Genomic DNA, 24,280 nt, shown 5'->3' with positions numbered 1-24,280 from the left:
ATGCTCTACGCCGCTCCCGGCGCCCCCGGCGCCAAGGTTTCGTTCAAGTCCGAGTACGACAACTTCATCAACGGCAAGTTCGTGCCGCCGCTGAAGGGCCAGTACTTCGAGGTCATCACGCCGATCACCGGCAAGCCTTTCACGCGCGCCGCGCGCTCGGGCCCGGAAGACATCGAACTCGCGCTCGACGCCGCGCATGCCGCGTCCGATGCATGGGGTCGCACCTCGCCGGCCGAGCGCGCCAACGTGCTGTTGAAGATCGCCGATCGGCTCGAGCAGAACCTCGAGCTGCTGGCCTACGCCGAGACGGTGGACAACGGCAAGCCGATCCGCGAGACGCTGAATGCCGACATCCCGCTGACCGTCGACCACTTCCGCTATTTCGCCGGCTGCCTGCGCGCGCAGGAAGGCGCGCTGAGCCAGATCGACGAGAACACCGTCGCCTATCACTTCCATGAGCCGCTCGGCGTCGTCGGGCAGATCATTCCGTGGAACTTCCCGATCCTGATGGCGGCGTGGAAGCTCGCCCCGGCCATCGGCGCGGGCAACTGCGTGGTGCTCAAGCCCGCCGAGTCGACGCCGATCAGCATCCTGATCATGGCCGAGCTGATCGCCGACCTGCTGCCGCCGGGCGTGCTGAACATCGTCAACGGCTTCGGCCGCGAAGCCGGCATGCCGCTGGCGAGCAGCAAGCGCATCGCGAAGGTCGCGTTCACCGGCTCGACCGCCACCGGCCGCGTGATCGCGCAGGCCGCGGCGACGAACCTGATCCCGGCGACGCTGGAGCTCGGCGGCAAGTCGCCCAACATCTTCTTCGACGACATCGCGTCGGCCGACGACGAGCTGTTCGACAAGGCGATCGAGGGCATGGTGCTGTTCGCGTTCAACCAGGGCGAGGTCTGCACCTGCCCATCGCGCGCGCTGATCCAGGAATCGATGTACGACAAGTTCATGGAGCGCGTGCTGGCGCGCGTCAAGGCGATCAAGCAGGGCAACCCGCTCGACACCGAGACGATGATGGGCGCGCAGGCCTCGGCGATGCAGATGGACAAGATCATGTCGTACATGGAGGTCGGCAAGGCCGAGGGCGCGACCTGCCTGATCGGCGGCGGGCGCGCCGAGCTCGGCGGCGACCTGGCGGGCGGCTACTACATCCAGCCGACGCTGTTCAAGGGCAACAACAACATGCGCATCTTCCGCGAAGAGATCTTCGGGCCGGTGCTCGCGGTGACGACCTTCAAGACCGAGGCCGAAGCGCTCGCGATCGCCAACGACACGCCTTACGGCCTGGGCGCCGGCGTCTGGACGCGTGACGGCAGCCGCGCCTATCGACTCGGCCGCGAGATCAAGGCCGGGCGCGTCTGGACCAACTGCTACCACGCCTATCCGGCGCATGCGACCTTCGGTGGCTACAAGGAATCGGGCATCGGCCGCGAGACCCACAAGATGATGCTCGACCACTACCAGCAGACCAAGAACCTGCTGGTCAGCTACAGCCCGAACAAGCTCGGCTTCTTCTAAGCCGACGCAGGCACGGGGCGGCGGATGCCGCCCCCGTTCGACCGCATTCCCATTCGAGGAGACAAACATGCAACCGAAGCTCTTGACCATTCTCGTGTCCGCCGCGCTCGCATCGACCGCGGCGAACGCCGCCGGCGTCACCGACCAGATGATCCAGCACGAGGCCACCGCGAGCGGCAACGTGCTGACCTGGGGCGTCAACACGCAGGGCCAGCGCTATTCGCCGCTCAAGCAGGTCAACACCGCGACCGTGGCCAGGCTCGCGCCGGTGTGGGCGTTCTCGTTCGGGGGCGAGAAGCAGCGCGGCCAGGAATCGCAGCCGGTGATCCACCACGGCAAGATGTTCGTGACCGCGTCGTACTCGCGCCTGTTCGCGCTCGACGCGACCACCGGCAAGAAGCTCTGGAAGTACGAGCACCGCCTGCCCGAAGGCATCATGCCGTGCTGCGATGTCGTCAACCGCGGCGCGGCGCTGTACGAGAACCTGGTGATCTTCGCGACGCTCGATGCACAGCTCGTCGCGCTCGACCAGGACACCGGCAACGTCGTCTGGAAGGAAAAGATCGACGACTACAAGGCCGGCTACTCGGCCACCGCCGCACCGATCATCGCCAACGGGCTGATCCTGACCGGCGTCTCGGGCGGCGAGTTCGGCGTGGTCGGCCGGGTCGAGGCGCGCAGCGCGAAGACCGGGCAGATGGTCTGGACGCGCCCGACGGTCGAAGGCCACATGGGCTACACCTACGACCCGGACGGCACCCCGAAGGAGAACGGCGTCTCCGGCACCACCAACCAGAGCTGGCCCGGCGACCTGTGGAAGACCGGCGGCGCAGCGACGTGGCTCGGCGGCACGTACGACGCCAAGACCGGCCTGGCCTACTTCGGCACCGGCAACCCGGCGCCGTGGAACAGCCACCTGCGCCAGGGCGACAACCTGTTCTCGTGCTCGACCGTCGCGATCGACGTGAAGACCGGCAAGATCGTCTGGCACCACCAGGGCACGCCCAACGACGGCTGGGACTTCGACGGCGTCAACGAGTTCGTGACCTTCGACATGGACGGCAGGCGCGTCGGCGGCAAGGCCGATCGCAACGGCTTCTTCTACGTCAACGACGCGAGCACCGGCCAGCTGATCAACGCGTTCCCGTTCGTCAGAAGGATCACCTGGGCGAGCAGCATCGACCTGAAGACCGGCCGCCCCAACTTCATCGCCGAGAACCGGCCCGGCGACCCGACCGCCGGCGCCGACGGCAAGAAGGGCAGCTCGATCTTCTCGGCGCCGAGCTTCCTCGGCGGCAAGAACCAGATGCCGATGGCCTACAGCCCCGACACCAGGCTGTTCTACGTGCCCGCCAACGAGTGGGGCATGGAAATCTGGAACGAGCCGGTCGCGTACAAGAAGGGCGCCGCGTACCTGGGCGCGGGCTTCACGATCAAGACGCTCAACGACGACTACATCGGCGCGCTGCGCGCGGTCGACCCGAAGACCGGCAAGGTCGTCTGGGAAGTGAAGAACGGCGCGCCGCTGTGGGGCGGCGTGCTGACGACCGGCGGCAACCTGGTGTTCTGGGGCACGCCCGAGGGCTACCTGAAGGCCGCCGATGCGAAGACCGGCAAGGTCGTCTGGGAGTTCCAGACCGGCTCCGGCGTGGTGGCGCCGCCGATCACCTGGCAGCAAGGCGGCGAGCAGTACGTGAGCGTCGTGTCGGGCTGGGGCGGGGCCGTGCCGCTGTGGGGCGGCGAGGTCGCGAAGAAGGTCAACTTCCTCGAGCAGGGCGGCATGGTGTGGGTGTTCAAGCTCCCGAGGCTGTGATGAAGAACTCGACCCGCCGCATTTTCATCACCCGAAGCATCGCCAGCGGTTGCGCCGCGTTCGCCGCCCCCGCCCTCGTGTGCGCCGCGCCATCGCACGTCGACGAAGCCGACGAGACGGCCGTCGCGCTCGGCTACAAGCACGACACGAAGCAGGTCGACGCGCAGCGCTACCCGAACCACAGCGCGGCGCAGAGCTGCGCCAACTGCTCGTTCTTCCAGGGCAGCGCGGCCGATGGCTGGGCCGGCTGCGCGATGTTCGGCCGCAAGCACATCGCCGCGGCCGGCTGGTGCAGTGCCTGGGCCAAGAAGCCCAGCTGAGCGAAGCGCTCAGCTGGGCTTGCCGCAGCGCAGCCGGCGGTAGATCGTGTTGCGGCTGATGCCCAGCCGCTTCGACGCCTCGGAGATGTTGCCGTTCGCCGCGGCGATCGCCGCGCGGATCATGTCGATCTCGGCTTCGCCCAATGTGCGATCGGTGCGCTCGGCCGCGACCTCGGCCGCAGGCCTCGGGGCACCGCACGCGTCGCCCGGGTCGCGTGCGCTCGACGGCGCTGGCGCCGGCAGCGACGCGGCCTGCGGCGCAGCGCGCAGCGGCACGCCCGGCCCGCGCTGCAGGTCTTCGAGAAAGTCGTCCGACAGGTGCTGCTCTGTGATCTGCCGCTCGCCGGCGGCCATCACCGCGGCGGTGCGCAGCACATTGGCGAGCTGGCGGATGTTGCCGGGCCACGCGCAGCGCTCGAACAGCGCCATCACCGGCGCGCTGATCTCGGGCGTGCCCTGCGGGCATTCGGAGAGCAGGATGCGCCGCGCGACCGCGCCGAGATCGTTGCGGTCGCGCAGCGCCGGCAGGCGCACGACCAGGCCGTTGAGCCGGTAATACAGGTCTTCGCGGAACGCGCCGGCTTCGATCATCTTGCGCAGGTCGCGGTGCGTGGCCGCGACGACCGCGATGTCGACCGCGATCGACTTCAGGCTGCCAAGCGGCGTCACGCAGCGCTCCTGCAGCACGCGCAGCAGCCGCGCCTGCAGCGCCAGCGGCATGTCGCCGATCTCGTCGAGGAACAGCGTGCCGCCGTTGGCCTGCACGATGCGCCCGCTCGCGCCCTTGCGGCGCGCGCCGGTGAAGGCGCCGTCTTCGTAGCCGAACAGCTCGGCCTCGATCAGCGACTCGGGGATCGACGCGCAGTTGACCGCGACGAAGGCCTGCTTCGCGCGGTTCGAGTCCTGGTGCACGGCGCGCGCGAGCAGCTCCTTGCCGGTGCCGGTTTCGCCCAGGATCAGCAGCGGGATGTCGCGGTTCAGCACGCGCTGCACCTTGTGCACCATCGCCTCGACCAGCGGGTCGCCGGTCTTCAGGTAGTGCAGCCCCGAGAGCCGGCTCGACCCCGTGCCTTGCGAAGGCCCGAGGTTCGCCGATCGGCCGGCGTCGAACGGGGCGGGCTCGCCCTCCGCACGGCGCACCGGCACCGCCTCGTCGATCGTCAGGCCGGCCAGCATCGAACGTGTCGGCCCGTTGATGCGTGCGCTGACGCAGAGCTTCCGCCCGTTCGGCTGGCTCAGGCACATCGGCACCGGCAGCGGCGCGCGGAAGTGATCGAACACCGCCGACACCGTGGTACCGAACAGGCTCGTCAGGCTGTGCATGCGCAGGGCCGCGCCGCTCAGGTCGAGCTGGTCGAGCGCACTGCGATTCGCGCCCAGGATCCTGCCGTCGGCACCGACCACGAGGATGCCTTCGAGCAGCGTGCCGATGAACTCGGCGCGGCTGTGGAAGTGCAGCCGCAGGCGATCGCCACAGTCGTCGGAGAGCCAGTGGTTCTCGATCATGCGTGCCGACATGCGCACCAGCCCCATCGTGTGCTGGTGATACGAGCGCTGGTCGCCGGTCACGTCGAGCACGCCGAGCATGTTGCCGCGCGGATCGAAGATCGGCGCCGCCGAACAGGTCAGGAAACTGTTCGCGTGGATGAAGTGCTCGCCGCCGTGCACGAGCGTGGGCCGCTCCTCGAACAGCGCGGTGCCGATGGCGTTCGTGCCCTTCGACTGCTCGGCCCAGTTGACGCCGGGCGACAGCGCCACCTTGTCGGCGCGCACGAGAAACTCGTTGTCGCCGACCGAGTGCAGGATGGTCCCGTGCGCATCGGTCAGCACGATCATGCTTTCGGTGTTGACGATCTGCTCGAACAGCATCTCCATCACCGGCGCGGCGTGGCTGAACAGGCGCTGGTTGCGCTCGCGCGCGACGCCGAGATCGCTGCGCATCATCGGCTCGAACTCGAGGTGACCGACGCGCGTCAGCCCGAGCGCGGCGCAGCGCAGGTGCGACTGCTCGATCAGGTCGGTCCGCGCCGCCTCGCGCACGGCCGGCAGCGCCGAGGGGGCGGACCAGGTCGGTGAATGGGCGACCACGGCATGGTGCGGTGCAGGCATCTCGCGTTCCTTCTGCCCTGCTTGACGCAAGGTTGTCTCCGTCGAATCTCCGCGCGCCGGGCCGTCGTGTTCGGCATCGGTCTTCGCGGGCTGGAACTGTCGCGTTCTGACACAGGCTCTGGCGGCCTGCTTTCGCGCCGAGACGCATGCGTGCAGGGTGCCTGCACGGCGCTCGCACGACTTGATCTGGCGCAATTCGCCGCTCGGTTCGGCGCCATCTTGTGTTCCTGTCTGCAACACCGGCTCGTGGCATACGGTTTGCAGACAACGGCACATGATCCAGCCCAACTTTACGGAGAACTGACATGGCCCACGACCCGCACTCCTCGCCCGCTCCCCGACCCGCCGGCCGGCCTCGCGTCCGCACCTCGCTGCTGCTGAGCGCCGCCCTCGTCGCGTGCGCCGCCGCGTGGGCCCACGGCGACGTGACGCCGCAGGCCGTCGACACCACCGGCCTGCCGCGGCTCGGCGAAGCGTGGCGCGACGAGAACCCGTTTCGCGGCAACGCGCTGGCGATCAAGATCGGCAACTCGGGCTACAACCAGAACTGCGCGCGCTGCCATGGCCTGGAGGTGATCTCCGGCGGCATCGCGCCCGACCTGCGCAAGCTCGACAACGAGTGCGCGACGCTGAAGGACGGCAAGCGCGGCGCCTGCGTGAAGGAGGTCGACGACTACTTCGTCTCGACCGTCCGCAAGGGCCGCACCCGCAACGGCGCGGTCTACATGCCGCCGTTCGAAGGCGTGCTCGACCAGGAAGCGATGTGGTCGATCAAGGCCTACCTCGAAACGCGGCGCGACAAGCCGCTTTGACCCGCGACCCGCCGCGCCCCGACCGGGAGAACCACGATGCGAACCACGAACCCGACACGCCGCGACTGCCTGCGCTGGATCGGCTCGGCCGGCGCCGCGGCGTTCGCGGCCGCGCCGCTCGCCCTGTCGGCCGCGCCACCGGCGGCGCCCGCGCCGTCGCCCACGCTCTTGACACGCGTGCAGGAGCGCGGCGTGCTCAGGGTCGGCCTGTATCACGACATGCCGCCGTTTCATGTCGACGGCAAGGGGATCGACGTCGAACTGGCCCAAGCGCTCGCCGCAGCGCTGGGCGTGAAGCTCGCGCTGCTGCCGTTCCATGCCGACGACAACATGAACGACGACCTGCGCAACATGGTCTGGCGCGGCCACTACCTCGGCCATGGCCCGGCCGACGTGCTGCTGCACGTGCCGGTCGATCGGCCGCTGATGGACGGCAACCCGCAGGTCAGCGTGTTCGCGCCCTACTGCCGCGAGCGCGTCGCGATCGCGTGCCGGCTCGATCTCGTGCCGCGCCTCGACGCGTTCTCGCAACTGCACGGCCAGACGATCGCCGTGCCCGGCCAGTCGCTCGCCGGCTGGTTGCTGATCGGTGCCGACGGCGGCGCCTACCGGAATCAATTGAACACGCAGTGGAAAGACGGCGCGCAGGCTGCGCAGGCGCTGCTGCGCGGCGAGGTGCAGGCCGCCGCCGGGCTGGCCTCGGAACTCGAATCGGTGCTGCGCGGCGAGCCGCGCTTCGCGATCTCGCCGCTGCCGTCGCCGCGCGCGCCGCGCGACGGCTGGGCCGTCGGCATGGCGGTCAAGCGCGATGCCACCGAGCTCGCGCAGACACTGCAGCGCGCCGTCGACGAGCTGGCCGCTAGCGGCCGCCTGCAGCAGATGTTCGCGCGCGCGAACGTGGCGTGGCAGGCGGCGTGAGCGTTGAGATGCGATCCCACGGCGGCTCGGCCGGAAAGCGCTCGACCAGGAAGTCGAGCACCGCGCGCAGCGCGGACGACATGTGCTTGCGCGAGGTGTAGACCGCGTAGAGGCTCAGGTCGCGCGGGCGGGCGTTCGGCAACAGCGCGACCAGTTCGCCGGCGTGGATCAGCGGCCAGGCCGCAAAGGTCGGCAGCATCGCGACGCCGGCGCCGCCGCGCGCGGCCATCGCCAGCGCGATCGAGTCGTTCGCGCTGATGTTGCCGCCGACGGCGACCGAGACCGGCGAGCCGCCCTCGTTGAATACCCACAGCGTCTTGCCGTAGTACGAGTGCGTCAGGCAGTTGTGCCGCGCCAGATCCTCGACGCGGCGCGGTGCCGGGTGGGCGCGCAGGTAGGCCGGCGAGGCGCAGACCACCGACCGGCAGATCGTCAGACGCCGCGCGATCAGGTTCGGATCGAGGTCGTTGGTGATGCGGATCGCCAGATCGATGCGCTCGTCGACCAGATTCACCGCGCGGTCGAGCAGCACCAGATCGACGCCGACACCCGGGTTCAGCGCGACGAACTCGCTCATCGCCTGCGTCAGCTGCGCCTGGCCGAACGACGTGCTGGTGGTGATGCGCAGCAGCCCCTGCGGGCTGCCGCCGGGCGCCGTGCTGGCCTGGCGAACGTCCTGCGCGAGCTCGAGCATCTGGCGGCACTTCGCGAGCACCTCGTTGCCGGCGGCCGTCAGGCTGAAGCGGCGCGTCGTCCGGTGCAGCAGCCGCGCGCCGGCCCAGGCTTCGAGCTCGGCGAGGTAGCGCGAGACGACCGGGCGCGAGAGATCGAGGCGCAGCGCCGCGGCAGACTGGCTGCCGCCCTCCACCACCGCGACAAAGACTTCCATGGCCTTGAGCCTGTCCATGATTCGACCGATTCGAGAAACAAACTGTGGTCGAGTCTAGGCTTTTTTGATCGACGCGCGGCAACTAAGCTCCGGCGATCAAAAACCACTTCCGGACTCTTTCCATGCGCCTCGTACAAGGTCTTGCCCTCGCCAGCGCCTTGCTGGTCTCCGCGAGCTCGGCCACCGCCGCCACGCCGCTGAAGCTCGCCGTCCACAACCCCGGCACCGAAGCGATGTTCCCGGTCTCGTCGGTGCTGGTCACCGGCGCGAAGGACGCTATCCTGGTCGACGCGCAATTCGATGTCGCGCAAGCCGACAAGCTGGTCGAGCTGGTCCGCCGCAGCGGCAAGACGCTGACCACCGTCTACATCAGCCATGGCGACCCGGACTACTACTTCGGGCTCGAGCGGATCAAGGCGGCGTACCCGAACGCGCGCATCGTCGCGACGCCGCAGACCGTCGCGCACATCCAGGAAACCAAGGACGGCAAGCTCGCGTTCTGGGGCCCGAAGCTCGGCGCCAACGCGCCGAAGACGCTGGTCGTGCCCGAGGTGCTCGATGGCGACACGCTGAAGCTCGAAGGGCAGGCGCTGAAGATCGTCGGCCTCGACGGCAAGCAGCCGGATCGCAGCTTCGTCTGGATCCCGTCGATCAAGGCCGTCGTCGGCGGCGTCGTTCTGGCGAACAACCTGCACGTGTGGATGGCCGACACGCAGAGCGCGCAATCGCACGCCGACTGGCTCGCCACGCTGAAGACGATCGACGCGCTGAAGCCGAAGGTCGTCGTGCCGGGCCACTATCTTGCCGGGCCCTCCACACCGTTGCAGGCCGCCGGATTCACGGCCGGCTACGTCCGCGCGTTCGATGCGCAGACCGCGACCGCCAAGGATTCGGCCGAGCTGATCGCCGCGATGAAGCAGCTGTACCCGAGCGCCGGCGGGGTGTCGTCGCTGGAGCTCGGCGCGAAGGTCGCGAAGGGCGAGATGAAATGGTGAGCGCGAGGCTCCACTACGTCCACGACCCGATGTGCGGCTGGTGCTACGCCGCCGCGCCGCTCGTGAAGGCGGCGCGCGAGTCGCTCGAGGTCGTCGCGCATGCCGGCGGCATGCTGGCCGGGGCACGGCGCAGGAGCGTGACCGCGGAATGGCGCAGCTTCGTGATGCCGCACGACCGCCGCATCGAAGCGCTCAGCGGCCAGCCGTTCGGCCCGGCGTATTTCGACGGGCTGCTGCGCGACCCGAGCGCCGTCTTCGACTCGGCGCCACCGACGACAGCGGTTCTCGCGGCCGATGAACTCGGCGGCCGCGGCCTCGATCTGCTGGCGCGGCTGCAGACAGCGCACTATGTCGAAGGCCGGCGCATCGCCGACCGCGAGGTCCTGATCGAACTCGCGCACGGCATCGGGCTCGGGCGCGAGGCGTTCACGGCCGCGTTCGATCGCCTGACAGGCACCCCGACCGACGACCACTTCGCGCAGAGCGCGCGGCTCCTGCGCCAGATCGGCGGCAATGGCTTTCCGAGCTTCGCGCTCGAAACCGGGCAGGCCTTCGAACTCGTGGCCTCGGCGCCGTTTCTCGGCCAGCCCGAGGCCTGGAAGGACCATCTCGCGCAGCGCGTGACGCAGCTCCGATAGATCGGATCGACGCGATCGGCGGTAACCTGCAGCGATGGACTCGCTGATCGCCGCCGCCGCGCGCGCCCTCGCCGCCGGTGACGCGCTCGGCGCGCTGAAGCGCGTCGGCCTGCTCGACGACCCACCGGCGCTCGCGCTGCGCGGCATCGCGATGGCCCAGCTCGGCGAGCACCCGCGCGCCCGCGAGTTGCTGCGGCGCGCCGCACGCGGCTTCGGCGCGCACGAGGAGCTGGCGCGCGCCCGCTGCGTCGTCGCCGAGGCCGAGGTGGCGCTCGCGATGCGCGACCTGCGCGGCTCGCCGCGCACGCTGGCGGCCGCGGCGGCCACGCTGGATGCGCGCGACGATCGCGCGAATGCGCTGCAGGCCCGTCTGATCGCGATGCGCCGCCTGCTGCTGCTGGGGCGCCTCGACGAGGCCGCGGCCGCGCTGGCCAGCCTGGACGTCAACGCCAGCGCACGCGGCCTGCCGCCGTCGCTGCTGGCGGTCGCCGAGCTGGCGGCGGCCGAGGTGGCACTGCGCTCGCTGTGCACGGCGCCGGCGCAGGCGGCGCTCGATCGCGCGTTCGATGCGGCCGGGCGCGCGCGCGTGCCCGCGCTGCTCGCCGAGGTGGCCGAGGCGCGCGCCGCGCTCGATCGCCCCGCCGCGCGGCGCTGGCGCGCCGACCACGAGCAGGCGCTGCGCCTGCCCGAGGTCGAGGCGCTGCTCGGCTCGGGCGCGCTGGTGCTCGACGCCTGCCGCCGCGGGCTGCGCGCCGGTGCGGTCTGGCGGCCGCTGGCGCGCCGGCCGGTGCTGTTCGCGTTGGCGCGCGCGCTCGCCGAGGCGTGGCCCGGCGACGTCGATCGCGACGCGCTGATCGCCCGCGCGTTTCGCACCCGCCGCCCCGACGAGACGCACCGCGCGCGCCTGCGTGTCGAGATCGGTCGTCTGCGCGCGCTCGCGGCACCGCTGGCGCGCATCGAGGCCAGCGCGCGCGGCTTCGTGTTGATCGCGCGGCCCTCCGCGCTCGCGGGGACCGATTCCGCGGCAGAGCGCGACGTGGCCGTGCTGCTGCCGCCGATCGATGGCGACCAGGCGTCGCTGCTGGCGCTGCTGGCCGACGGCGCGGCCTGGTCCACCTCGGCCCTCGCGCTGGCGCTCGGCGCGAGCCAGCGCACGGTGCAGCGTGCGCTCGTCGAGCTCGAGTCCGCGGGGCGCGTGCGCGCGATCGGGCGTGCGCGCCTGCAGCGCTGGCTGGCGCCGCCGCTGGCCGGATTCACGACGATCTTGTTACTCCCCGCCACGCTGCCGCTCGCGTAGATTTGCTCTCACGGCGCCGCCACCGAGCGCCGAACGGAGCAGACGATGACGAGCAAGACCAAGCCACGGCCCGCACCGGCGCGCGCTGCCGAGATCGTGCGTGAATACGGCCCGTTCGCCGGTGCCGATCAGATTCATGGCGTCACCCACGACGGCCGGCGCGTCTGGGCCGCCACCGGGCCGCGGCTGGTCGCCTTCGATCCCGAGAGCGGCCGGGTCGAGCGCACGCTGGCCTGCGCCGGCGACGCCGGCACGGCCTACGACGGCACGCACCTCTACCAGATCGCCGAAGCGCGCATCGACAAGATCGACCCCGCCACCGGTGACGTGCTGGCATCGATCCCGGCGCCGGGCCGCGGCCGCGATTCGGGCCTCGCATGGGCCGAAGGCAGCCTGTGGGTCGGGCAGTACCGCGATCGCAAGATCTACCAGGTCGATCCCGAGACCGGCGCCATCGTGCGCACCATCGAGTCGAACCGCTTCGTCACCGGCGTGACCTGGGTCGACGGCGAACTCTGGCACGGCACCTGGGACGGCGACGAGAGCGACATCCGCCGCATCGATCCGGACAGCGGCGCCGTGCTCGAGCGGCTCGAGATGCCGCCCGGCACCGGCGTCAGCGGCATCGAGTCGGACGGAGCCGACCTGTTCTATTGCGGCGGCGGAGCGAGCGGAAAGGTCCGCGCCGTGCGCCGTCCGAAAGGAGAAAGACCATGACCGAGATCCGAACCACCCATCGAGCCAAGGAGCACACCATGACCCATGCCGTTGCCAGCGCCGAAGCGAGTCCCGTGAATCGTCCCGTCGCGTCCCACGACGAATGGATCGCGCAGCGCACGAAACTGCTGGCGCACGAAAAGGAGCTGACGCACCTGCGCGACCAGATCGCCCGCGAGCGCCGCGCGCTGCCGTGGGAGCGCGTCGACAAGAACTACGTCTTCGAATCGCCCGACGGCGGGCGCACGCTCGCCGAACTGTTCGAAGGGCGCCGCCAGCTGCTGGTGCAGCACTTCATGTTCGCGCCAGGGTGGGAGCAGGGTTGCCCGAGCTGCTCGTTCATGGCCGACCACGTCGACGGCATGAACGTGCACCTGGCGCATCGCGACGTCACGTTCGTAGCCGTCTCGCGCGCGACGCTGGGCGAGATCGAGCGCTTTCGCCAGCGCATGGGCTGGCGGTTCAAGTGGGTGTCCTCGCACGGCACCGACTTCAACCGCGACTACGGCGTCACCTTCACGCCGGAAGAAGTGGCCAAGGGCACGCTCCACTACAACTACGGCGCATGGCCGATGGCATCGGAGGAGTGGCCCGGCATCAGCGTCTTCTGCAAGGACGACGCGGGCGATGTCTTCCACACCTACTCGACCTACGGCCGCGGCGTCGAAGTGATGATGGGCACCTACAACCTGCTCGACCTCACGCCCGAGGGCCGCGGCGAGCGCGACGTGGACTACAAGATGGAGTGGGTGCGCCACCACGACCGCTACGAGCCGCAACCGGTTGCGGCCGGTTCGTGCTGCGCCGCGCACGGCTGAGCCGCGCTCCGCAAGCCCGGATGCCCGCGCGATGGCAACCCTGTGGCCCTGGCTGGCGATCGCCGGCCTCGGTGCGCTGCACGGCCTGAACCCGGCGAGCGGCTGGATGCTGGCGGCCGCGTCCGGCGTGCGGGCGCGCGACACCGCGCGCGCACGGCGCGCGCTGCTGCCCATCGCGATCGGGCACGCGGCATCGATCGCGACCGTGGCGGGCGCCGTCGCGCTGGGGATGGCGCTGGATCGCACGCTGTTCCAGCGCCTGGGCGGCGCGCTGCTCGTCGGCGTGGCCTCGTGGCGCATGCTGCGCGGCGCCGCGTCGCGTGCGCCGACAGTCGCCGACCTCGGGCACGCCGGGATCGCGCTGTGGTCGTTCCTGATGGCCACCGCGCACGGGGCCGGGATGATGCTCGTGCCGGCCCTCGTGCCGCTGTGCCTGGCCGACAACCCGGCGCGGGCGATCACCGCGTCGGGTTCGCTGGTCCTGGCGCTGGCGGCCGTCGGCGTCCACACCGCGGCGATGCTGGCCACGACCGGCATCGTCGCCAGCGGCGTGTGCCGCGGCCTCGCGTGGCGCCCCGGCCTGCTGAACGGCAGCGCACCGCGCCGGGCCTGGACCGCGGCACTGGCGGTCGGCGGCGTGCTGCTGATGGCGCTGCGTTAACGCCAGAGCCACAGGATCGCCGCGCAGTCCCGAGCATGCAGCGCCTCGCGCTCGAGGCCACGCTGTACACGCCCATCGGCCCTCTGCGGGTGACGACCACGCACCTCGAGTACTCCTCGGCGTCAGCCCCTGTGAGGGGGGGCTCCCTGGCAGCGCCAAGCCTGTTTGGCGCGAGAAGAATTCAGCAGACCAGCGCGTGCTGCTCGGCGTGGCCGACGAGCAGCGGGAGCAGCGCGCGTGCATCGTCGAGCTCGTCGAGGTGCAGCACCTGCTCGGCCAGCGCATCGGCTCGTGCCGGCGGCAGCGCGACGGTGGCCAGCGCCTGGAACTTCGCGCGCAGCGCGGCGGCCGACATCGGATGGCTCGGCGCACCGAGCGCGACCGGCACGCTGTGCGAGACGACGAGCCCGTCCTGCGAGGTGATCGTGACGACGGGTTCGTCCAGCGCGCCCATCGAAGGGTCGGCCTGCAGCCGCACCAGCGACATCGCCGCGGCGAGCCGCGCGTCGCCGCGCACCGGTGCGAGGTAGCGCTCGAGGCTCGCGTCGCCGAACACCCACGCGATCGCCACCGCGTACGGCAGGCTCATCTGCGCGCTGGCCAGCGCGGCCAGGTCGCGTCCGCCGCACATGCCCAGCACGAACTCGCTCAGGCGCACGTCGACATGGCGCACCTGCTGCGCGAGGCCCGGGTTCGCGGCGAGCAGGTGCAAGACCGCATCGATCGTCGAGTGGTTGCTGCGGCAGGACGCGTGCGGCTTGATCGAGCAGCGCATCAGCTTCCAGGTCTGGCCCAGCTCGGCGAGCAGCGCCTCGGGCTGCCTGGACTGCGGCGCGAACGCATTGAAGAAGCCGCCCCACACGTCCTCGAATACCTGCGTCGGGCCGCTGATGCCGCGCGCGGCCAGCAGCGCCGCCGTGAGCCCGCCTTCGGCCGCGCGACCCGCGTGCAGGCGCTTGGTCTGCGACGCGTCGTGGATGAAGGCCCAGAGCCCGCCGCTGAAGCTGGCCGCGTGGCCGAGCGCGGCAGCGGTCTGCGCCGCATCGAGCCCGAGCAGATGCGCCGCCGCGGCGGCCGCGCCGAAGGTGCCGCAGGTCGCGGTCGAATGCCAGCCCGCGCCGTTGTGCGGCGCGTAGCCGCCGCAGGCCTCGAGCACGCGCCGGCCGACGTCGTAGCCGAGCACGACGGCGGTCAGCAGCGCGCGGCCCGAGATCGCCCGCGTCGGCAATGCCAGCGCGGCCAGCGCGGCCGGCAACACGACCGCCCCGGAGTGGTCGCAGCCGCCGGTGTCGTCGAGCTCGAGCGCGTGCGCGGCGGCGCCGTTCGCGAAGGCGGCATCGCGCGCGCCCAGCGCGGTCGCGGTGCCCCACACCGGCGAAGCGCCATGCGTCGCCTCGGCCGTCAACATCGCCAGCGCCTGGCGCGGTTCGAAGGCCGCGCTGCCGGCGAGCGCCGCGCCCAGCGTGTCGAGGACGTGCTGCTTCGCGCGCGCGACGAGCGCGGGCGGCAGGTCGTCGAATCGGGTGGCCGCGCAGAACGCGCCGAGCTGCATCGCCGCGCTGACGGTCATGCGATCGAAGCGGCTTGCTGGAGCGGCGCGAGCACGTCGACCGGGTGCCCGGGCTCGTTCTCGCGGTATTGCGTGCGCCACCATCGCGCGACCTCGCGGCCGGTGGCGAGCCACACGTCGTCGCTCGACCGGATCGTGGCCAGCAGCTCGCGCAAGAGATCGATGCGGCCGGCGGTGCCGAGAATCTCGGGGTGGATGCGCAGCGGCATGCACAGCCCGAGGCGGCGGAAGCCGGCGAAGTCCTGGCGCCAGTTCGCCAGCACCTCGCGGTACGACGCGATGCGCGGCTGGCCCACCGGCACCGGCGGGAACAGGTTGAACGCGAAGTACGGTTCGTCCTCGAGCTCGTGGTGCAACGGCACCTCGATCAACGGCGCAGCGCCGGCGGGCGGGTGGAAGTAGGGCCGGTCGTCGCCGCGCCACGACGACGACCATTCGATGCCGGCCTCGCGCAAGTGGCGCGTGAAGCCCGGCGCCCAGTTGCCGAACGGGGCGCGAAAGCCAACCGGCGCCGTGCCGGTCGCGTCGGCCAGCGCAGCTTGCGCGCTGCGCAGGCTGTCGCGCTGCTGCGCGAGGCCGAGGCGCTCGAAATCCTCGCACGCGAACGTGGCGTTGGCGATCTCGTGGCCGGCCTGGTGGATGCGCTGCACCAGCGCGCGGTGTTCGATCGCGGCCCGGCCTGCGACGAACCAGCTCGCCGACAGCGTGAACTCGTCGAACGCCTGCAGCAGGCGGTCGACGCCGCGGCGGGCACCGTATTGCCAGACCGACAGGCTCTTCTCGCGACCGGCCATGCGCGGCTCCTGCGTCAGGATCGCGTGGGTGTCGAGAAAGTCGACGCTGACGACGACGGCCATGCGCTTGCCGTGCGGCCATCGCGGCGTCGACCGCAGCAGCGTCGTCGTCATGCCGATGCCTGCGTTGCCGCGCGCGCGCCGCGCCACCACTGCGCGACCTCGCCGCAGGTCGCGAACCACACGCCGTCGGCCGCGCGCATGTGTTGCAGCAGCCGCTCCAGCAGCAGCACGCGCCCCGGCTTGCCCGACACCTTGGGGTGGAACAGCGTCGTCATGCACAGGCCGTCGCGGTGCGAACCGTCGAACTCGCGCCGCCAGTTGTCGAAGGTCGTGTCGTAGGGCGCGATGCGATCCAGCCCGGCGGGGAAATCCGGGTTGCGCTGATAGGCGAGCGACGCGTAGTCGTCGAGCTCCCAGCGGCCCGGGATCTCGACGAGCCGCCGGCCGCTCGCCGCGTGCTCGATGAAGTAGGGCCGGTCGTCGCCGCGCATCGAGCTCGACCAGGTGACGCCGGCGTCGAGCAGGACCTCGATCGTGTCGTCGCCCCAGTCGCCCGATGGCGTGCGAAAGCCGGTCGGCGTCAACCCCAGGTGCTGGCGGAACAGCGCGAGCGACTGCGCCATCACTTCCTGCTGGCGCTCGCGCGTGAGCTGCCAGAAGGCCTCGTGCCGGTAGCCGTGAAAGCCGATCTCGTGGCCGTGGTCGACGATGGCCTTGATCTGTGCCGGCCAGGTCTCCAGCACCCAGCCGGGCACGAAAAAGGTGGTCGGGATGCGGTACTCGGCCAGCAGGTCCAGCAGATAGCCCACGGCCCGCCACGGGCCGTAGCTGCCGAGCGTGAAGAACGCGGGGTTGTGCCAGATCGAGCCGTCGAGCATCGCGTTGCCGGTCGGCCCGTCGACATCGAAGGCGAGCGCGACGCAGGAGCGCGCGCCGTCGGGCCACAGGCTCTGGCGGATCGGCATCGTCAGATCAATTCGCGCTGTCGATGATCACCTTGGGCAGCGCGTAATCCTGCAGGCCCCACTTCGCGGCGATCTTCGCGTAGGTGCCGTCGGCGATCAGCTTGCTCATCGCATCGCTCAGCTCGGCGACCAGCGCGTCGTTCTTGCGCGTGACCGCGAGGCCGACGTACTGGAACACGAAGGCCTTGCCGACCGGGAAATAGGTGTTCGGCTCCTGGCCCATCAGGTACGGCAGGGTCTCGCCGCCCTGCACCGCCGCATCGAGCCGGCCCTGGCGCAATTGCGTGCGCGCGTCGGCCGACCCGTCGGTGCCGGTGACGACGATCGCGGGCTTGCCGGCCTTCACGCAGTTGTCGTCGCTCCACTTCGTGATCTCGCCCGGGAACGAGGTGCGGCGGCTCGCGCCGACCTTCTTGCCGCACAGCGCGGCCATGCCCGCGAACTCGGCGGCGCGTTCCTTCATCGTGTAGAACTGCGGGCCGGTCTTCAGGTAGTCGATGAACTTGACCGCGTCGCGTCGCGTCGGAATATCGGTCATGCCCGACAGGATGATGTCGACACGCCCGGTGGCCAGCGAGCTGAGCATCTGGTCGAAGCTCGTCTCCTCCCACTTGATCGTGGTCCCGAGCTTGGCGGCCAGCGCTTCGCCGAGGTCCACATCGAAGCCGGTGAGCTTCGCGGTGGCCGGGTCCTTGAACTCCATCGGCGGGTAGTTCGAGACGATCGCCGCGGTGATCGGCGCGCCCTTGGCGCGCGTGCTCTGCGCATGCGCGACCGGCAGAATGAGTGCGACGGCGGCCGCGACGAGGCTCGAGCGTTGGAACAGGCTGAGGGACATGAAGGTCTCCGGTGGGACGTTGGGAAGAAGGCAACAGGCTCAGCCGCGCACGGCCGAGATGAACTCGCGGGTGCGGGCGTGCCGCGGGGCGGACAGAACCTGCTCGGGCGTGCCGGTCTCGACGACCCGGCCCTGGTCCATGAACATCACGCGCGTCGCCACTTCGCGCGCGAAGCCGAGCTCGTGCGTCACGACGATCATCGTCATGCCGCTCTTCGCCAGGTCGCGCATCACCGCGAGCACCTCGCCGACGAGCTCGGGGTCGAGCGCCGACGTGGGCTCGTCGAACAGCATCAGCTGCGGCTTCATCGCGAGCGCGCGGGCGATCGCGACGCGCTGCTGCTGGCCGCCCGAGAGTTCGATCGGGAACGCATCGCACTTGGCCGCGAGGCCGACGCGGTCGAGCAGCGCGCGCGCCTCGGCGAGCACCTCGGCGCGCGGGCGCTTCAGCACCTGCACCGGGCCCTCGCAGACGTTCTCGAGCACCGTCATGTGCGGGAACAGGTTGAAGCGCTGGAACACCATGCCGGTCTTCAGCCGCTGGCGCGCGATCTCGGTCTCGGACAGCGCATGCAGCTTGTCGCCGGCGCGCCGGAACCCGACCAGCTCGCCGCCGACCCACAGCGCACCGTCGCTGACGCTTTCGAGCTGGTTGATGCAGCGCAGGAAGGTGCTCTTGCCGGAGCCGGACGGCCCGATCACGCACAGCACCTCGGCCGGTGCGATGTCCAGCGTGATGCCGTGCAGCGCCTGGAAGTCACCGAAGCGCTTGCGCACGTCGACCGCGCGCACGATGGGTCGCGTCTGCAGGTCCATGCTCATTGCCTCGCCGCCGTGCGGCCCGCGCCGCGTGCATAGAACCGCTCGATGCGCGACTGCACGATCGACAGCACCGTGACGACGACCACGTACCAGATGCCCGCGACGATCAGCAGCTCGATCACGCGCGCGTTCGCGTAGTAGATGTTCTGCGCGCTGTGCAGCATCTCGGCGTACTGGATCACGCTGGCCAGCGAGGTCAGCTTGATCATGCCGACGAACTCGTTGCCGATCGGCGGGATGATCACGCGCATCGCCTGCGGCAGGATGATGCGGCGCAGCGCCAGCAGGCGCGGCATGCCGATCGCCTTCGCGGCTTCGTACTGGCCCACGTCGACCGACAGCAGGCCCGCGCGCACGACCTCCGAGGTGTAGGCGCCCTGGTTGATGCCCAGGCCGAGCAGCGCCGCGAGGAACGGCGTCATCAGATCGACGGTGCGCATCTCCCACACGCCGGGCAGCCCGATGGCCGGGAACACCAGTGCGAGGTTGAACCACAGCAGCAGCTGCAGGATCACCGGCGTGCCGCGGAACAGCCAGGTGTAGCCGCGCGCGACCCAGCTCAGCACCGGATTGGTCGACAGCCGCATCACCGCGGTCACGACCCCGAGCACGATGCCCAGCGCCATCGCCAGGATGCTCATCACGACGGTGTTGACGAGGCCGGTCAGGATCGATTGCGCGGTCAGGAACTTCGCCACGTACGACCACTCGATCTTGCCGCGCGCGAACGCGTTGGCGACGAACAGCAGCGCGATCACGATCAGCGCGGTCGCGAGGTAGCGGCCCCAGTAGCGGCGCGGCACATGCGTCAGGTGCGAGATGCTGCCGAGTTCGGCGACCCCGGCCGGCGCGCTGCCCGGTTCGCGATCGGCGGGTGCCGCGGCGCTTGCGCTCAGCATCGCGGGCCTCGGTAGTTCGCGGTCCACGCGGCCTGCGCCGTCAGGTGCTGCTTCAGGCGGCCGATCTGTTCGCGCACGCGCGCCGGTGCGGTGCCACCGGGGCCGGTGCGTGCGGCCACCGCCGCTTCGAGCGTGAGGTGCTCCAGCACGCCGGCCGTGAGCCGCGGGTCGACCTCGGCAAGCAGTTGCACCGAAGCCGCGCCGAGTTCGATCTGCTTCGCCTCGCACGCCTTCACCAGTGCGCCGGTGATCTCGTGCGCCTCGCTGAAGGGCACGCCGCCGACGGCCAGCCAGTCGGCGACCTCGGTCGCGAGCGTGAAGCCCAGCGGCGCCTGGCGGCGCAGCTCGTCGACGTTGACGCGCATCGTGCGGATCATCCCGGCCATCGCCGGCAGCACCAGCGCGAGCGTGTCGACGCTGTCGAAGGCCGCGCTCTTGTCCTCGGCCATGTCGCGGTTGTAGGCCAGCGGCAGCGACTTCAGCGCGGCCATCAGGCTGACGATGTTGCCGATCAGGCGGCCGGCCTTGCCGCGGCTCAGTTCGGCGATGTCGGGGTTCTTCTTCTGCGGCATGATCGAACTGCCGGTGCAGTAGGCGTCGTCCAGCGTGACCCACTGGAACTGCCGCGACGACCACAGCACGACCTCTTCCGACAGGCGCGAGAGCTCCACTGCCAGCATGCCGGCGACGAACAGGAACTCGCACACGTGATCGCGCGCCGCGACCGCATCGATCGAGTTCTCGCACGGCGCGTCGTAGCCGAGCTCGACCGCGGACAACTCCGGCGACCGGCAGATCGCCGAGCCCGCGAGCGCGGCCGCGCCGAGCGGCGAGCGCGCGCTGCGGCGGTCCCAGTCGATCAAGCGGTCGATGTTGCGGCCGATGGCCTGCGCATGCGCGAGCAGGTGATGCGCGAACACGACCGGTTGCGCCGGCTGCAGGTGCGTGAAGCCGGTCGACAAGGTCTCGGTGTGCGCCTCGGCCTGCTGCACCAGCGCGGCCTGCAGCTCGAGCACCGCACCGACGATGCTGCGGGCCCGGTCGCGCAGGTAGAGCTTCAGGTCGTTGGCGGCCTGGTCGTTGCGCGAGCGACCGGCGCGCAGCTTGCCGCCGATCGAACCGAGCCGCGTCGTCAGCACGCGCTCGAGAAAGGTGTGCACGTCCTCGTCGGCCTCCGACGGGTGCAGCTCACCCGCGACGAACTCGCGCTCGACCTGGTCGATCGCGACCAGCAGCTGGTTCAGCTCGGTGGGCTGCAGGATGCCGGCGCGCTGCAGCTCGCGCGCATGGGCCCGCGAGCCCGCCAGGTCGTACGGCACGAGCCGGAAGAAGCTCGGCTCGGAGCGCGACAGCGCCTTCAACGCGGCCGAAGGCTCCGACTTGAAGCGCGCACCCCACAGGCGCTGGGTTCCACTCGTTGAAGTTGATTCCATGCGGGCGCCATCCAGGGACAAGATGGCGCGATCGTAGTGAGGATGCCGCGGGCTGGAAACCGAGATTAAGAACCGCGCCGGCTGCAAAAATTCTCAGCACCGAAGCGTCGGCAAAAGAGCCCGAACCGCGGGGAAACGCGGGTTGTGGCCTGAACCTTGCAAGCGTTAAACCCCCTCATGAAAAATCGAACGACAGCCCGCTCATGCACGACGCCGCGAAGCGCCTGACGACCCGCAGCCGGCTGCCGCCACTCAATGCGCTGCGCGCCTTCGACGCGACCGCACGCCACCTCACCGTCGTGAAGGCCGCCGACGAGCTCAGCGTCACGCCCAGCGCAGTGAGCCATCAGCTGCGCACGCTCGAAGAAGCGCTGGGCGTGCAGCTGTTCACCCGCAACAAGACCCGGCTCAAGCTGACCTCGCACGGCGAGGCCCTGCTGCCGTCGGTGCGGGCCGCGTTCCAGATGATCGCGTCGGCCGCGGCGCGCATGGGCGACACGGCGATGGTCGGCGACCTCGTCGTCTCGGCACCGGTCGGCCTGAGTTCGCGGCTGATCACGCGCCACATCGGCGAGTTCCTGACCGCGCACCCCGACGTGCGCTTCAGGCTGATCGCGTCGAACGACGACAAGGAGGTCTACTCGCCGTCGGTCGACGTCTGCATCCGCTACGGCACCGGCATCTGGCCGGACCGCCAGGTGCGCCTGCTCAGCCCGGTAGAGATCTTCCCGCTGTGCAGCCCGGCCTTGATCAACGGCCCGCAAGGCGTGCGCACGCCCGACGACCTGAAGCACCACCTGCTGCTGTGCGAGGACGGCGGCGCCGAATGGACCCGCTGGCTGCTCGCGGCCGGCGCACGCACCGACGGTTTTCGCATGACCGAGATGGGCAACTTCCACCTCGCGATCGAGGCCGCGCTGCACGGCCAGGGCGTCGCGCTCGGCGACAGCCTGCTGGCCGGCGACGACCTGGCCGAAGGCCGGCTGGTGCGCCTGTTCGAGCAGAGCGTGCCGGCCAGGCACGCGTACTACGTGGTGTGCCGCCACGAGGTCGGCGAGAGCCCGCTGGTCGCGGGGTTCAGCGAGTGGATGCTGAGCAAGGTGCCCGGCGGCGCATAGCGGGTCTGGTCGGCTGCGATCGAGCTGTCGCGTTCCGCGCCGCGTTTGCGATCTCCCCTTCGACGGCCAGTTCCGGCGGTCATGTCGCAACGAGAACGCGAGGGCGTCCTCTTCATCGCACGCACTTCAGGAGCATCCCATGCATTCACAGACTCGCCTCCCGCTGCGAGGCCATCTTCTCAAGCTGTTCGCCGCGGCGCTCTGCACCGCCGGCTTCACCGGCCACGCGCAGGCATTGCCGTTCCTCGACGCGAGCCCGGACTTTCTGCCCAGCTACGCCGGACCGAAGGACAGCGACCTCGATGTGCTGCAGGCCGACGTGGTGATCGATGCGCTGGCGCAGACGATCACGTTCTCGGCGACGATGAAGGGCAACATCGATACGCGGTCGCCGAAGCTCTACGTCTTCGGCATCGATCGCGGCGCCGGTGCGGCCGGCGGCAACCTCGTGTTCCACGGCCCGCTCGGCGGCGAGCCGAAGATCGGCAACGGCGTGATGTGGGATTCGGCGATCGCGCTGACGGCGGCCGGCCAGGCGCTGTTCTTCGATGTGCTCAATCCCGGGCTGGTGCCGCTGCCCAATGTGGCGGTCACGATCAACGCCAACCAGATCACGGCGACCGTGCCGCTCGCGCTGTTTCCGTCGCAGGGTTTCAAGCTCAAGGAATACACGTACAACGTGTGGCCGCGCTCCGAACTCTCGCTGGCGAACACGGTGGTCTCCGATTTCGCACCCGACAACGGCAACGCGCCGGTGAGCATCGCGGGCAAGCGCGCGCAGTTCGCGCTGGTGCGCTCCGCCAAGGCGGCGAATGCCAATTGCCTCGCACAGGCGAGCGCGGAAGTCCGCATCCGCTCCGAAGGCGCGGTCGACGTGATGGACGTGACCGTCCAGGGGCTGCCGCCGAAGACCGGCTTCGATGTGTTCGTCACCCAGGTGCCGAACGCGCCCTTCGGCCTGGCGTGGTACCAGGGCGAAATCGAAACCAACCAGTACGGGCTGGGGCGCCAGACCTTCATCGGCCGGTTCAACGAAGAGAGCTTCATCGTCGCGCCGGGCAGCGCACCGGCGCCGCAGGTGCACCACAACGCCTTTCCCGACGCGCAGCTCAACCCGCCGACCGGGCCGGTTCATACCTTCCATCTCGGCATCTGGTTCGACTCGCCGGCCGACGCGGTGAAGGCCGGCTGCCCCGGCGACGTGACGCCGTTCAACGGCGAGCACAACGCCGGCATCCAGGCGCTGAGCTCGCGCAACTTCGTCGATGCGCAGGGACCGCTGCGCGAAGTGCACCCTTGAAGGGAGCCGCCCGCCGATCGCGCCGCTCGGCCGCCGACCGGCTTCAGCGGCGGTACGCGACCCCGGGCAGCACGCACAGCATCTCGAACGCCAGGTTCGCGCCGACCAGCGCGGTCGTGCCGTGCGGGTCGTAGGGCGGCGAGATCTCGACCAGGTCGGCGCCGACGATGTTCACCCCCCGCAGGCCGCGGATGATCTCCAGGCCCTGCTGCACGCTCAGCCCGCCGATCTCGGGCGTGCCGGTGCCGGGCGCGAACGCCGGGTCGAGGCCATCGATGTCGAAGCTCAGGTAGACCGGGCCGCTGCCCACGCGCTCGACCACCTCTTTCATCAGCGGCACCAGACTCCTGTGCCAGCACTCCTCGGCCTGCACGACGCGAAAGCCCTGTGCGCGGCACCAGTCGAAATCGTCGGCGTGGTAGCCGGTGCCGCGCAGGCCGATCTGCACGACGCGGTTGCAGTCGAGCAGGCCCTCCTCGACGGCGCGGCGGAACGGCGTGCCGTGCGCGATCTTCTCGCCGCCCATCGTGTCGTTGACGTCGGCGTGCGCGTCGACGTGCACGACGCCGATCGGCCCGTACTTCCTGCGCATCGCGCGCAGGATCGGCCAGGCGATCGTGTGGTCGCCGCCGATCGTGATCGGGCGGCAGCCGTTCGCGATGATGCGGTCGTAGGCGGCCTCGATCCGATTGATCGAGTCGACGATGTTGTAGGCGTTGGTCGCGACATCGCCGATGTCGGCGACCTGCAGCGAATCGAACGGCGCGGCGCGCGTCGCCATGTTGTAGGGCCGCAGCAGCACCGACTCGCTGCGCACCTGGCGCGGCCCGAAGCGCGCGCCCGAGCGGTTCGAGGTGCCCAGATCGAAGGGCACGCCGACGAAGCAGGCATCGAGGCCCTCGGTGCTCGGCTGGTGCGGCAGCCGCATCATCGTCGCGATGCCGGCGAAGCGCGGCACCTCGTCACCGCCCAAGGGCTGGTTGAAGCGCGCAGCGCCGACAGGAGGGTCCGAAGGGTTCACGGGGGGTGC

23 protein-coding genes are annotated in these 24,280 nt (G+C 70.3%); 13 read left to right on the top strand and 10 right to left on the bottom strand.

Features of this window, described 5'->3' with window-relative positions; genetic code table 11:
- From exaC to AC1DTW_RS04290, 3 genes are all read left to right on the top strand, one after another.
- Positions 1 to 1,521, top strand: coding sequence for an acetaldehyde dehydrogenase ExaC (gene exaC, locus AC1DTW_RS04300; protein WP_477979466.1), 1,521 nt, complete (start codon positions 1 to 3; stop codon positions 1,519 to 1,521).
- A gap of 67 nt (positions 1,522 to 1,588) precedes the next feature.
- Positions 1,589 to 3,334 carry a PQQ-dependent methanol/ethanol family dehydrogenase gene (locus AC1DTW_RS04295; RefSeq protein WP_477979464.1) on the top strand — a complete coding sequence of 582 codons (1,746 nt, stop codon included), beginning with the start codon at positions 1,589 to 1,591 and terminating at the stop codon, positions 3,332 to 3,334.
- Positions 3,334 to 3,654 carry a high-potential iron-sulfur protein gene (locus tag AC1DTW_RS04290; protein ID WP_477979462.1) on the top strand — a complete coding sequence of 107 codons (321 nt, stop codon included), beginning with the start codon at positions 3,334 to 3,336 and terminating at the stop codon, positions 3,652 to 3,654. The genes AC1DTW_RS04295 and AC1DTW_RS04290 overlap by 1 nt, the downstream gene beginning before the upstream one ends.
- 9 nt (positions 3,655 to 3,663) lie before the next feature.
- On the opposite strand, the gene AC1DTW_RS04285 is transcribed toward AC1DTW_RS04290, so the two are convergent.
- Entirely contained in the window at positions 3,664 to 5,763 is a 2,100-nt protein-coding gene (locus tag AC1DTW_RS04285) for a sigma-54-dependent Fis family transcriptional regulator (protein ID WP_477979817.1), read from the bottom strand.
- A 305-nt stretch (positions 5,764 to 6,068) separates the two neighbouring features.
- On the opposite strand from AC1DTW_RS04285, the gene pedF reads away from it, so the two are divergent.
- Both pedF and AC1DTW_RS04275 read left to right on the top strand, forming a co-directional pair.
- Positions 6,069 to 6,575, top strand: coding sequence for a cytochrome c-550 PedF (pedF, locus tag AC1DTW_RS04280; RefSeq protein ID WP_477979460.1), 507 nt, complete (start codon positions 6,069 to 6,071; stop codon positions 6,573 to 6,575).
- Between the two features lie 36 nt (positions 6,576 to 6,611).
- Positions 6,612 to 7,493 (top strand): substrate-binding periplasmic protein, encoded by an 882-nt coding sequence (locus tag AC1DTW_RS04275; RefSeq protein ID WP_477979458.1) that lies wholly within the window; start codon positions 6,612 to 6,614, stop codon positions 7,491 to 7,493.
- Here the strand turns inward: AC1DTW_RS04275 and AC1DTW_RS04270 are convergent.
- Complete coding sequence (locus AC1DTW_RS04270; RefSeq protein WP_477979456.1) at positions 7,435 to 8,400, bottom strand: LysR family transcriptional regulator; 966 nt, start codon at positions 8,398 to 8,400, stop codon at positions 7,435 to 7,437. The two genes, AC1DTW_RS04275 and AC1DTW_RS04270, sit on opposite strands and share 59 nt — an antisense overlap.
- A 104-nt stretch (positions 8,401 to 8,504) precedes the next feature.
- Here AC1DTW_RS04270 and AC1DTW_RS04265 point away from each other — a divergent pair, with 104 nt between their 5' ends.
- Genes AC1DTW_RS04265 through AC1DTW_RS04240 form a run of 6 tightly spaced genes read left to right on the top strand, consistent with a single transcriptional unit; the run spans position 8,505 to position 13,508 of the window.
- A complete protein-coding gene (locus tag AC1DTW_RS04265) occupies positions 8,505 to 9,377 on the top strand; it encodes an MBL fold metallo-hydrolase (RefSeq protein ID WP_477979454.1) in 873 nt (290 codons plus the stop codon).
- Positions 9,371 to 10,015, top strand: coding sequence for a DsbA family protein (locus tag AC1DTW_RS04260; protein WP_477979452.1), 645 nt, complete (start codon positions 9,371 to 9,373; stop codon positions 10,013 to 10,015). The genes AC1DTW_RS04265 and AC1DTW_RS04260 overlap by 7 nt, the downstream gene beginning before the upstream one ends.
- A 34-nt stretch (positions 10,016 to 10,049) precedes the next feature.
- Positions 10,050 to 11,312, top strand: coding sequence for a helix-turn-helix domain-containing protein (locus AC1DTW_RS04255; protein ID WP_477979450.1), 1,263 nt, complete (start codon positions 10,050 to 10,052; stop codon positions 11,310 to 11,312).
- 45 nt (positions 11,313 to 11,357) lie between these two features.
- A complete protein-coding gene (locus AC1DTW_RS04250) occupies positions 11,358 to 12,029 on the top strand; it encodes a Vgb family protein (protein WP_477979448.1) in 672 nt (223 codons plus the stop codon).
- A gap of 38 nt (positions 12,030 to 12,067) precedes the next feature.
- On the top strand, positions 12,068 to 12,847 hold the full coding sequence (locus AC1DTW_RS04245) for a DUF899 domain-containing protein (RefSeq protein ID WP_477979446.1): 780 nt from the start codon (positions 12,068 to 12,070) through the stop codon (positions 12,845 to 12,847).
- Positions 12,848 to 12,878: 31 nt separating this feature from the next.
- Positions 12,879 to 13,508, top strand: a complete 630-nt coding sequence (locus AC1DTW_RS04240) for a hypothetical protein (protein ID WP_477979444.1) — start codon at positions 12,879 to 12,881, stop codon at positions 13,506 to 13,508.
- A 181-nt stretch (positions 13,509 to 13,689) separates the two neighbouring features.
- On the opposite strand, the gene AC1DTW_RS04235 is transcribed toward AC1DTW_RS04240, so the two are convergent.
- From AC1DTW_RS04235 to argH, 7 genes are read right to left on the bottom strand one after another with little or no spacing between them, the layout of a single operon-like run.
- On the bottom strand, positions 13,690 to 15,078 hold the full coding sequence (locus AC1DTW_RS04235) for an MmgE/PrpD family protein (protein ID WP_477979442.1): 1,389 nt from the start codon (positions 15,076 to 15,078) through the stop codon (positions 13,690 to 13,692).
- Positions 15,075 to 15,986 carry a polysaccharide deacetylase family protein gene (locus tag AC1DTW_RS04230; RefSeq protein WP_477979440.1) on the bottom strand — a complete coding sequence of 304 codons (912 nt, stop codon included), beginning with the start codon at positions 15,984 to 15,986 and terminating at the stop codon, positions 15,075 to 15,077. The genes AC1DTW_RS04235 and AC1DTW_RS04230 overlap by 4 nt, the downstream gene beginning before the upstream one ends.
- Positions 15,983 to 16,840: a polysaccharide deacetylase family protein gene (locus tag AC1DTW_RS04225; RefSeq protein ID WP_477979438.1), complete on the bottom strand. Its 858-nt coding sequence runs from the start codon at positions 16,838 to 16,840 to the stop codon at positions 15,983 to 15,985. Before AC1DTW_RS04225 ends, AC1DTW_RS04230 begins: the two co-directional genes overlap by 4 nt.
- 7 nt (positions 16,841 to 16,847) lie before the next feature.
- Complete coding sequence (locus AC1DTW_RS04220) at positions 16,848 to 17,678, bottom strand: ABC transporter substrate-binding protein (RefSeq protein ID WP_477979436.1); 831 nt, start codon at positions 17,676 to 17,678, stop codon at positions 16,848 to 16,850.
- Between the two features lie 39 nt (positions 17,679 to 17,717).
- The gene (locus AC1DTW_RS04215; RefSeq protein ID WP_477979434.1) at positions 17,718 to 18,500 is read right to left on the bottom strand and encodes an amino acid ABC transporter ATP-binding protein; all 783 of its coding nucleotides are present in this window, start codon (positions 18,498 to 18,500) and stop codon (positions 17,718 to 17,720) included.
- Positions 18,497 to 19,399 carry an amino acid ABC transporter permease gene (locus AC1DTW_RS04210; protein ID WP_477979432.1) on the bottom strand — a complete coding sequence of 301 codons (903 nt, stop codon included), beginning with the start codon at positions 19,397 to 19,399 and terminating at the stop codon, positions 18,497 to 18,499. The genes AC1DTW_RS04215 and AC1DTW_RS04210 overlap by 4 nt, the downstream gene beginning before the upstream one ends.
- Positions 19,393 to 20,832, bottom strand: a complete 1,440-nt coding sequence (argH, locus tag AC1DTW_RS04205; RefSeq protein ID WP_477979430.1) for an argininosuccinate lyase — start codon at positions 20,830 to 20,832, stop codon at positions 19,393 to 19,395. Before argH ends, AC1DTW_RS04210 begins: the two co-directional genes overlap by 7 nt.
- A gap of 203 nt (positions 20,833 to 21,035) precedes the next feature.
- On the opposite strand from argH, the gene gcvA reads away from it, so the two are divergent.
- A complete protein-coding gene (gcvA, locus tag AC1DTW_RS04200) occupies positions 21,036 to 21,950 on the top strand; it encodes a transcriptional regulator GcvA (protein WP_477979428.1) in 915 nt (304 codons plus the stop codon).
- A 139-nt stretch (positions 21,951 to 22,089) separates the two neighbouring features.
- Positions 22,090 to 23,250 carry a hypothetical protein gene (locus AC1DTW_RS04195; RefSeq protein ID WP_477979426.1) on the top strand — a complete coding sequence of 387 codons (1,161 nt, stop codon included), beginning with the start codon at positions 22,090 to 22,092 and terminating at the stop codon, positions 23,248 to 23,250.
- Positions 23,251 to 23,293: 43 nt separating this feature from the next.
- On the opposite strand, the gene speB is transcribed toward AC1DTW_RS04195, so the two are convergent.
- The gene (speB, locus tag AC1DTW_RS04190) at positions 23,294 to 24,271 is read right to left on the bottom strand and encodes an agmatinase (RefSeq protein WP_477979424.1); all 978 of its coding nucleotides are present in this window, start codon (positions 24,269 to 24,271) and stop codon (positions 23,294 to 23,296) included.
- Positions 24,272 to 24,280 lie beyond the last annotated feature (9 nt).

The organism is Rhizobacter sp. P5_A1, from assembly GCF_056400745.1.
This window is presented reverse-complemented; position numbering and strand designations above follow the sequence as displayed.